Origin of the sequence: Maribacter sp. (assembly GCA_020629415.1) — a bacterium.
Taxonomy (GTDB): Bacteria; Bacteroidota; Bacteroidia; order Flavobacteriales; family Flavobacteriaceae; genus Maribacter; species Maribacter huludaoensis.
In genome coordinates this window covers 66,883-76,700 of sequence record JAHDDL010000012.1, presented here as the reverse complement: position 1 = coordinate 76,700, position 9,818 = coordinate 66,883, and the positions used below count along the sequence as shown (strand labels likewise).

At 36.0% G+C, this 9,818-nt stretch carries 4 protein-coding genes; all 4 read right to left on the bottom strand.

Annotation, left to right across the window (positions count from 1 at the left end):
* On the bottom strand, nucleotides 1–592 hold a 592-nt coding region (locus tag QZ657_RS07045), incomplete at its 3' end, for an MFS transporter (protein WP_291965859.1).
* Nucleotides 593–710: 118 nt separating this feature from the next.
* Complete coding sequence (locus tag QZ657_RS07040) at nucleotides 711–1,865, bottom strand: endo-1,4-beta-xylanase (RefSeq protein ID WP_291965857.1); 1,155 nt, start codon at nucleotides 1,863–1,865, stop codon at nucleotides 711–713.
* 208 nt (nucleotides 1,866–2,073) lie between these two features.
* Nucleotides 2,074–6,228, bottom strand: a complete 4,155-nt coding sequence (locus QZ657_RS07035) for a hybrid sensor histidine kinase/response regulator transcription factor (RefSeq protein WP_291965855.1) — start codon at nucleotides 6,226–6,228, stop codon at nucleotides 2,074–2,076.
* A gap of 223 nt (nucleotides 6,229–6,451) precedes the next feature.
* On the bottom strand, nucleotides 6,452–9,757 hold the full coding sequence (locus QZ657_RS07030; protein WP_291965853.1) for an FG-GAP-like repeat-containing protein: 3,306 nt from the start codon (nucleotides 9,755–9,757) through the stop codon (nucleotides 6,452–6,454).
* Nucleotides 9,758–9,818 lie beyond the last annotated feature (61 nt).

Below are 9,818 nucleotides of genomic sequence, written 5' to 3'. Positions count from 1 at the left end.
TTACCGTGCCAATGATCGCCAAATAGGTCATGACAATTTCTATACCTACGGCCTTATTGCCATTACCTGCATATTGAATAATAGGCAGCATAAATACCTGAACAAAGAACTGGGCGAACATTACAGCAACAAATCGAAAAGAAGAAATGCTGTTACGCTCTTTCATACTGCCCGTAATAACACCGCTCAAAGCGGCATAGGGCAAATTATTGGCTGCATAAAGTAACAGGAGTAGGGTGTAGGTTACAGCTGCATAGACCACTTTACCCGTATAACTAAAATCTGGTGTGCTAAAAGCTAATAGTGCTACTACACCCAACGGAACCGAGGTAAATAGGATCCATGGTCTAAATTTGCCCCATTTGCTTCTGGTTCTATCTGCTAAGGCTCCTACTATCGGATTAAACGCAAATGCCGCAAGCATACCTACGCTGAATATAATCAATGATGCATCATTGGTTTCTAGACCGTAGATATCCGTGTAAAAATATGCCAAATAGGTTACCAGGGTTTGAAAAACCAAGTTTGCCGATAAATCTCCCAAGGAGTATCCTATTTTCTCTTTAAGAGATATTTTATAATCGTTATTCATATGGTATTATTTGATTGGCACCGCCAAAGGGTATTATGCCCCAAGGCTTGCCTGGAATTTAAAAGTTTGCTTTCTTTGAATGCCTCATGGGCTTGCCCTGAGGTGTTTTACTTTTTAATTAAAGAGTACTATCTGTTGCAACTTCAAGAACGGCGTAGTATGCAGGTTTTTTATCGTATTCCCTATCAAATAATAAAGGGTAATTAGTTCTGTTTTCTATTGGCCAATTGTTTAACCATGATACACCGTCATTAATACCCCAAAAAGTAACGCGGCTAATTTTATCGCTGTGTTTTTTAAATATGCTAAAGATGTCTTTATAACGCTTCGCCAATAGTGTATTTACGGAGTCCGGTAATTTTTTGGTGTAAGGGTTCATTTCTTCGCTTCCTTCAAAATTTTGGCTTACTTCGGCACCTTCCAGATCCCATGGGTTTGGTAATACGGTAATATCAAACTCTGTTATCATCACTTGAATTCCCAAATCAGCATATGCTATTATACTGGTCTCTATTTCTTCCAAAGTTGGGTCGGTCAAGCCCCAGTGTGCCTGCATACCAATGCCATCGACCCTGGCTCCGTTCTTCTGTAGCATTTTTACAAGTTCAATTGCTCCGGCTCTTTTTTCTTTACGGGTCATGTTATAATCATTGTAATAAAGCTCCGCTTTTGGGTCGGCTTCTTCTGCCCATTTAAAAGAGTTCACTAAATAATCTGGGCCTAGCTTTTCTAGAAATAATGAATTACGCAAAGTGCCGTCTTCGTTTAGAGCTTCGTTGACTACGTCCCATCCATGAATTTTACCTGTATACCTAGCAGCTATGGTCTGCACGTGATTTTTTAAACTGGCATTCAATTCTTCTTTAGATGTAATCCTTTCTACCCATTCTGCCAATTGACTATGCCAGACTAGATTATGGCCAATGAAGGCTATGTTATTTTTAGTGCTGAAATCTATATAACGGTCAGCAGTTTCAAATTCAAATACACCTTGTTGGGGCTCCATATACATCCATTTCATTGAATTTTCTGGCGTAATGGTATTGAACTCTTCTTTTGCAAGTTTTGCCCCTAGGCTATCTTCCTCAAAAATAAGTTGGTCATTTACGGCGGCACCTATTACAAATTCATTCTTAAAAGCCTCTTTCAATGAAAGGGTCTCACTTTTTTTAGCTGTTATATTTTTTTCATTACATGCTACTATTAATACCAATGAGATTGCTATAAGTAAATTGGGTTTTAGTTTTGGGTAATGTGATTTAAAGTTTTTCATATAATCTATTTGTTGATTGTAATTAGTTGATAGGATGATAAATGTACAATCTAGCTATAGCTTACATTAGAAATTTTGATGCATTACATGAGAATCTTGTTGCATTTTCCTGATGGAAGATGAGGAAAATAAGGATTTAGGATATTTGCAAGATGTATTTTGAAGTATTGTAAATAAAACAACCTTTTAAAAATAAAATTTCTGTTTTTTATTTGGCACTTTTAAGCTCTGTTGGAAGAATGCCGAATTCGTTTTTAAAACATTTGCTAAAATAGGAAGCAGAAGAAAAACCGACCTTAAAACCTACTTCACTTATAGATTCGCTGCCACTTTCTATCATTTGTTTGGCTTTTTTAAGGCGTATTTTTCTAATCAGTTCATTTGCCGTCATACCGGTTATGGCTTTAATTTTACGGTAAAGTTGGCTTCTGCTCAATGACATGTCATCTGCCAAATGTTCTACGTTAAGGTTTGGTTCCGCTAAATTTTCATTTACATAGTCTAGCACCTTTTGCATAAAGGTTTTATCCAAATTAGAGGTGTTTTCTAAAAGGGTTATTTTATTCTTATCATTAATGTTGTTTTCTAAGAATTGCTGCCTGCTTTCTATAAGCCTGTTAATGTAAGACTTCAACAGTTTCATTTCAAACGGTTTGTTGAGGTAGGCATCTGCACCAGAATCTATACCTCTAATTTTGTCACTGCTCATGGCCTTTGCGGTAAGCATTATTACCGGTATGTGACTGGTCTTTAAATCTTCCTTGATATGCTTACAAAATTCAAACCCGTCCATTTCCGGCATAATAACGTCCGTAATTATTAAATCAGGTATACCTTTTAAAGCAAATTGCAGTCCTGTATTTCCGTTTTCGGCTTCAACTACTTTATAATGTGCTCTTAATTTATTCTTAAGATACGTTCTTAGCTCAGTATTATCTTCTACAATTAGTATGGTTTTTTTATTTTCTGATTCAAGGTCAAAAAAATGATTTGTACCTTCTTCTAATTGCTCTTCGGAGATATCTTTATTTTCTTTTCCGGTTGGGATCACTGATAGTTCCGATGATTCTAAATGTTCTTTTCCTAAAGGGAAAAACAGTGTAAATTTAGTTCCTTCTCCAATTTCGCTATCAACTTCTACAATGCCTTTGTGTAGTTGAACAAAACTCTGAACCAATTCTAAACCTATACCGGTGCCTGTGCTGCCAAAATATTGTTGCGTTTTGTCAGACGCTTGATAGAATCTTTCAAAAATATGTTCTATATCATTTTTACTAATACCTGAACCGGTGTCTTCAATACTGATTTCTAAAGCGTTATAGGTAGTTGTGTCATCAATAAGCGGAAAAATGATCTTTTTACTATGAACGTAGACGCCTAGGGTAATTACACCATTTTCTGGTGTTGCCTTAAAGGAATTTGAGAGTAGATTGAAAATAACTTTTTCTAGTAAACCTGGATCGCCGTAAAATTCCATTTCTGTATGATCATCGGTTTCGGTGCTTAGTATAATATTTTTTTCAAATGCCTCTTCTTCAAAATGTTCGGTAATTTCCTTTACAAACTTGTAAGGGTTTATTTTTGAAGTGTTAAGGGTTAATTTGTGTAAGTGAAGTTTTCTAAAATCCATCAGCTCATTAATTAAGTTTTTAAGCCGATTCGCATTCCTATAAATGATTCTGTGTTTTTCTTTTAGCCCTTTGTTTAATTTGTAATTATTGGTTTCCATAATATCCATAATAGGATTCATGATCAGGGTCAACGGTGTTCTGAACTCATGCGATATATTGGTGAAAAATTGAATTTTCTTCTCGTTTAAAATTTCTTCTTGCTGTCTTTGAGAACGCTCTAATTGTATTATTCTACGTTCTTCTCTTCGTTTTTCTAAAAACCAATTGGTTATATAAACTATACCTATGAAAAGTAATATGTAGCCTAAAATCGCCCATTTTGTTGCCCACCATGGGGCTAGAACGGTTATTGGAAGTGATAGCGGGGTCGTAGTCCATACACCATCATTGTTAGATGCCTTTACATGAAAGGTATATTTTCCGGGAGATAGGTTAGTGTAGGTTGCGGATCTTGAATTTCCAACAAAATTCCAGTCATCTTCAAAGCCCTCTAAATAATACGCATATTGGTTGTTGTTCGCTCTAGTAAAGTTGACCGCGGCAAATTCTAGCGTAAATACGAATTGATTTGGTTGTAAGGTAAGTTCCTCTACTTCTGAAATGTTTTTTTTGATTGGAGCTCCTTCTGCCAAAGGAATTACCGATTTGTTAAACAGTTTAAGATCGGTGAAATATACAAGAGGTCTATACGTGTTGCGTATAATATTCTTGGGGTTGAAATAGTCTATGCCCTCATAGTTACCAAAATAAAGGAGCCCATTTTTATCTTTTGTTACCGCGTTGTAATTAAAGTTATTGGCGAGTAGGCCATCTTCCTTATTGTAATTGAAAAACTTTTTGGTTTTGGTATTTAACATGGCCAAACCGGTTTCTCCGCTTACCCATATATTGTGGTTATCGTCCTCAATGATAGATGATATATTGTCTAACAAAAGGCCGTCATCAACATTATACCACTTAACTGAATTGTTTTTGGTGTTAATTTGGCACAGTCCCTTACCAAACGTGCCTACCCATATATGCCTTGAGCTATCTTCAAATAAAGATCTAACACTAATAATTTCTGGAGTGTCTAAATTTTTAGAAATTAATTTATTCAGAATTTCAATTTCTAGTTCATTGTTGTTAGACCAATAAGACTTTGCCAATCCGTCAGGCCTGCCAAACCATATTTGATCTTTATGGTCTACTAGTACAGTTCTAATATGGCCTTCTTTTCTTGTAAGGTTTGTAAAGTAATCTTTAAAGTGATGCTTAAATTCTTTGGTGTTGGGGTCGTAAGAATGTAGACCGCCAAAATAGGTGCCTATGTAAATGATTCCTTTAGAATCTTCGGAAAAACTAATAATATGATTTGAGGTTAGACTATGGTCAGTAGATTCTGAAGTAAAGTTTTGAAACGTTTTTTGCCCCTGTGGTAAATAGAATATGCCAGAGCTCCATGTACCTGCCCATAAATTCTCGTTTTTATCCAAAAAGAGGGTCTGTACATCTAAGTTTTTTAATTTTGAATTGGCATTATAACGGTCAGATAGATGAACAATCTCTTTGGTCTCTAGATTATATTTATCTATTCCGCCACCGTCCATTCCTATCCAGAGTTGGTTGTCGCTGTCTTGTGCTATACCTGTAACAGAAGGGGATTGTAAAGAGTTTTCATTATAAGGTAGACTTTCTAAATCTAAAAATTTGTCGTAATATTTATCATAGACACTAATACCCTTGTTATAATATCCTAGCCAAATTCTATCCTGTTTGTCTATAAAAATTGACCAAATGGAGTTAGAGCGAATACGTTTGGGGTCAGATTTATCATACGTATAGTTGTACAGCTGATTTCCGTTGCTATCTAAAAGAAAAAGCCCGTCATTTTCTGTAGCACATATAATGTTTTTGTTCTCTAAAACTTTAATTTCAAAAATTCTCTTACTGGTAAAGTTGAATGTGTTTACAATGTTGTCAGCGCTGTTTTCTTTGTTTATTCTAAACAAACCCTTTTTAAACGTGCCTATATAAATGTTTTCATTATCATCAAAAGTAATAGACTGTACACCGTAATCTTTTATAATTGTTTTGTCTTCATTACGTATTTCTACCTTGTTGAGTATGTTATTGTTTTTTTCATATTTAAATAGACCGCTCAAGGAGCCAATTAGCATATCGCCATTTTTAAATGGAACAATGGTATTGATTACTGACTTGGTGCCATTCGTGCCAATGGCGTCGTTTATTTTCTCAATTGAATTATCTGCAACGTTTAATTTGTATAGCCCCTGTGCAGGTGTGCCTATGAATAGTGCCCCTGAGGTATCTTCACTGATAGCAAAGATGGCAACATCTTTTTGGTTTTGTGCATTTTTTGAAACCGGTATACGTTCAAAAATATCCAATTCTTTGTTGTATTTATTTAGTCCTTCGTTCGATCCCACCCAAATAGTATGGTTAGAATCCATAAACACGGTGTGCACTATAGAATTATTTATAGTGCTGTTGTCATGGGCATTGTGTTTGTATGCCTTAATATCTGTACCATTGTATTTGAAAAGACCTTCGCCATTGGTTGCGATCCAAATTAAACCGTCTTCATCTTGAATTATTTCAGTAATCGCGCTCTTTGGTATGCCTTCGTCTATAGTTACAAAATTATAGGGTTCTTTACTTTTCTGTCCGCTCACGTGTGCGGCCATTATTATGCAAAAAGTAAATACACATATAATTAATTTGTTACTCATGTTGTATTAGCGTTGATTTTAAGTTTTATGGTCTATAACTTTAAAAGTGTCATCTTTAAAAATAGTTCAAATCTGCCATCAAACGATTATTTCTATTACTGTTTACTAGTAATATTAGAAGGCTTTGATGGTTTGCCGTTGCTATATTTTAAAACTCATTTGAGATTTTTCGGCTATTGCACGTGATTAATATAAATATGAATTATTAACGATAACCTTTTCGTCAATTCCATCTTACAAATTGTAAATAGTCGTTGTTTTTTGCCGCAATGAGATAAGGCGTTTTATTTTTGTGGACAATGGCAACCGCTTTTACATCACCTGGTATAAACAAACCGCTTTCGTTGGCTGTTACACTTTTAAAATTCCCTTTTCCGTCTCCTTTTAAAAGCAGTCCATAACCGGCATCATTTCTTGGTGTTTCTACTTCGGATACAAATAGGTTGCCAGCAATAAGAATATCTAGGAATCCGTCTTTGTCATAATCATTCACCAATATTTGATTGATGCTAGAAATTTGAGCTTCAATAGGTAATTGATGAACTATGAATTTGCCATCTTTATTTTCTAGGTATACACTTGCAAAAGACTTTACTTGATAGTGTAAGGAAGATTCTAAGGACTTTTCAGTGTAGACATCTTCTAGCGTGGCCTCCGCAAAACTCTCATAGTTCTGAAATTTTCGCTTTATTGCCGGTATTTGTTGAGAAGAACATTCTCTACCTCTTAATGGGTATTGTTTACCATCATTATAGTAGCTTAAAACAATATCTTCTTTGTTGTCCTTATCAAAATCATTTACAAAAATATCAAAGGTTTCATCCTTGGTTGCTTTGTATTTATAGTTGAGCCCATTGTTACCTACTACATAGTCCATATCACCATCTTGATCAAAATCTCCCTGTTCTATACTCCACCACCAACCGGTAGTATCAGCAGTTAACCCAAGCTCCTTTGAGACTTCTGTAAAACCGGTAGCACTATTTTTAAAAACCCTAATAGGCATCCACTCGCCAACTACAATGATATCTTGCCAACCATCATTATCGTAATCTGTTATGACCGCACTCGTGGCCATGCCCAAGTCATTAAATTCTTTGGGCTGCAACTTTTCGTTGACCCTAAAGGCTACTTTCTCTATGGTACTGATATTTTCTAATATGTAACTATCCGTAGGGCTAGGGTAACTGCCCGGTACCTGTCTGCCGAGCACCAACAGGTCGTCGTCGCCATCTTTGTCAAAATCGGCATTGTACACTTTAGAACCGCTTATGTTCAACGACGGCATATTTTCAGAGGGGACCTTACTGAATTCTCCATAACCATTGTTCACATACAATCTATCCTTTAGCCTCTCGCTGTTTTCCGTAAACTCATAACCGCCGCTTACAACGTAGAGATCGTTGTCTCCATCACTGTCCGCATCAAAAAGCAAGGCACCGGTATCTTCGCTTAATATATCATCATCTAAAAAGGAAGTGTTTGCCTTTACAAAGCCGTTTGTATCTTGTATGAAAATGCTTCCGGTTGAACTAACGGAACCTCCAATAAAATAATCTTCTAAATTATCTCCATTTACATCGCCAACGGCCAAAGCAGGACCAAATGCCGACATTTGATGGGGTAGGAGTACCTGTGTAGCAAAGTCGTCATAATAGTTCTCTAAATGCTTATGTTCCGGAAAAACCGCAGTAGTATCCGTTTCAAAAATCTGTAGCGTTTTTGTGTCTGCTATGGCATTTTCTTTTGCGTTTTCAGAGGATATAATCAGTTTTTGATTACCATCTATACCAGTTAATTTTTGAACCCTACCATCTATCCAAACTACCTTTAGTTCATCTACTTTGCTATGCTTACCTATACCAAAGTGCAATTCTGGGGCAACAGATGATTGAAACCCTCTGGATAGTGTTAGTTCTTGTGTTTGTGTTACACCGTCTATAGTAACAGAAACCCGGTTGCCCAGACCAGAAGTGTTACCTGGTTTGCCTGTAAACTTGATTGAAATATAATTATTGATTTCAGAGCTCCTGTTCTCAAATAATGATGCCTTGTCGTCAATATTGTTCGTTATAATTTCTAGGTCACCGTCGTTGTCCAGATCTGCGTATACTACACCGTTAGAAAACCCTTTATAATCAATGCCCCAAGTTTCATTTGCCATTTCAAAATCTAGATTGCCGTTATTCTTGAAAATGAAATTTTCTATCTTTTCTGATGGTATACTTTTGCTTAATTGTAAAAGGGTGTCTTTTTCAATTTTAATATCTTCTAGTTTTTTAAAATAATCGTTGTTATTGATTTCTTTTCTTGTGCCGTTACTGACAAACAGATCTTTATTGCCGTCATTATCAAAATCGGCAAACAATGGTCCCCAGCTCCAATCCGTAGATGATGTGCCCGTTATTCTAGAAACGTTAGAAAAATGAGGAATGCCATCGGTATAGATACCTGAGTTCAATTGCATGCAGTTATGCATATATTGGTAATGAAAACCGGCATTTACTACACCCCAAAATAAACTTGGGTTCATACTTGCCATATTGGCTTTTTTTCTTCTGTTACTTCTGGCATCCATATCAACCTGAAAAATATCCAGGTTGCCATCATTGTTGATATCGGCTATATCTGTACCCATTCCATAGAATGCGGTATGGGCGGTAGCTTGCTTAACGACCTCTTTGAACGTGCCGTTCTGATTGTTGAGGTACATGAAATCCGGAGAATTAAAATCATTGGAAACATACAAATCCGGCCACCCGTCATTATTGATATCTCCTACTGTGGCGCTTAGTGTTAAACCAAAATTTGTAAGTCCTGCTTCTTCTGTAACATCGGTAAATTTGTTTCCGTCATTTCTATATAAGTGATCAGACTCTGAAGCTTTTGGGTTCTTCATTTTAAAGGAATAGTAGAATGTGGGCGATGTAAAGTTGGTAGGAGGGTAGTTGGCAACGTACATATCTATATCGCCATCTTTATCATAGTCTAGAAAAGTAGCCTGTACGCTATTGCCGGTATCGGCAATACCATATTCTGAAGCTTTTTCAGTGAATGTGCCATCGGTATTATTTATAAAGAGCTGATTTTCTTTTGGAGCGAATTTTCCGCCTACTGAGCAATAAATATCTAAAAACCCGTCACCATTTACATCTGCCATGGTAACACCTGTGTACCAGCGACTGTCTCCTGCAACCCCTGCTTTTTCAGATATGTCCTCAAATTTTAGGTTTCCTTTATTAAGGTATAATTTGTTGGGAACTTGGTTACCGGTAAAAAATAGATCTAGAAGACCGTCATTATTAATATCGCCGGTGGCAACACCGCCGCCCATGTATAAATAAGAATAGGTGAAGTAATTTAAAGAGTCGTTTTCAGTAAGTACATTACTGAAATCAATACCGGTCTGTTCAGCATTTAAATTTGAAAATATTCTTTTACCGACCGGTTCCATTTTTTTAGAACAATTGATGAATGCCAATAAACCTATTGAACAGATTACTGATCTTAGCACAATTGATAATTTCATTTTATAGTTGTTTGAAGATAAATATAGAGTACAAATTCTTATTATTGAAAAAAGCAGCATG

What these genes read in the sequence shown, in the direction of transcription:
- QZ657_RS07030 (WP_291965853.1), bottom strand. Translation starts at nt 9,757, where the DNA reads ATGAAATTATCAATTGTGCTAAGATCAGTAATCTGTTCAATAGGTTTA.
- QZ657_RS07040 (WP_291965857.1), bottom strand. Translation starts at nt 1,865, where the DNA reads ATGAAAAACTTTAAATCACATTACCCAAAACTAAAACCCAATTTACTT.
- QZ657_RS07035 (WP_291965855.1), bottom strand. Translation starts at nt 6,228, where the DNA reads ATGAGTAACAAATTAATTATATGTGTATTTACTTTTTGCATAATAATG.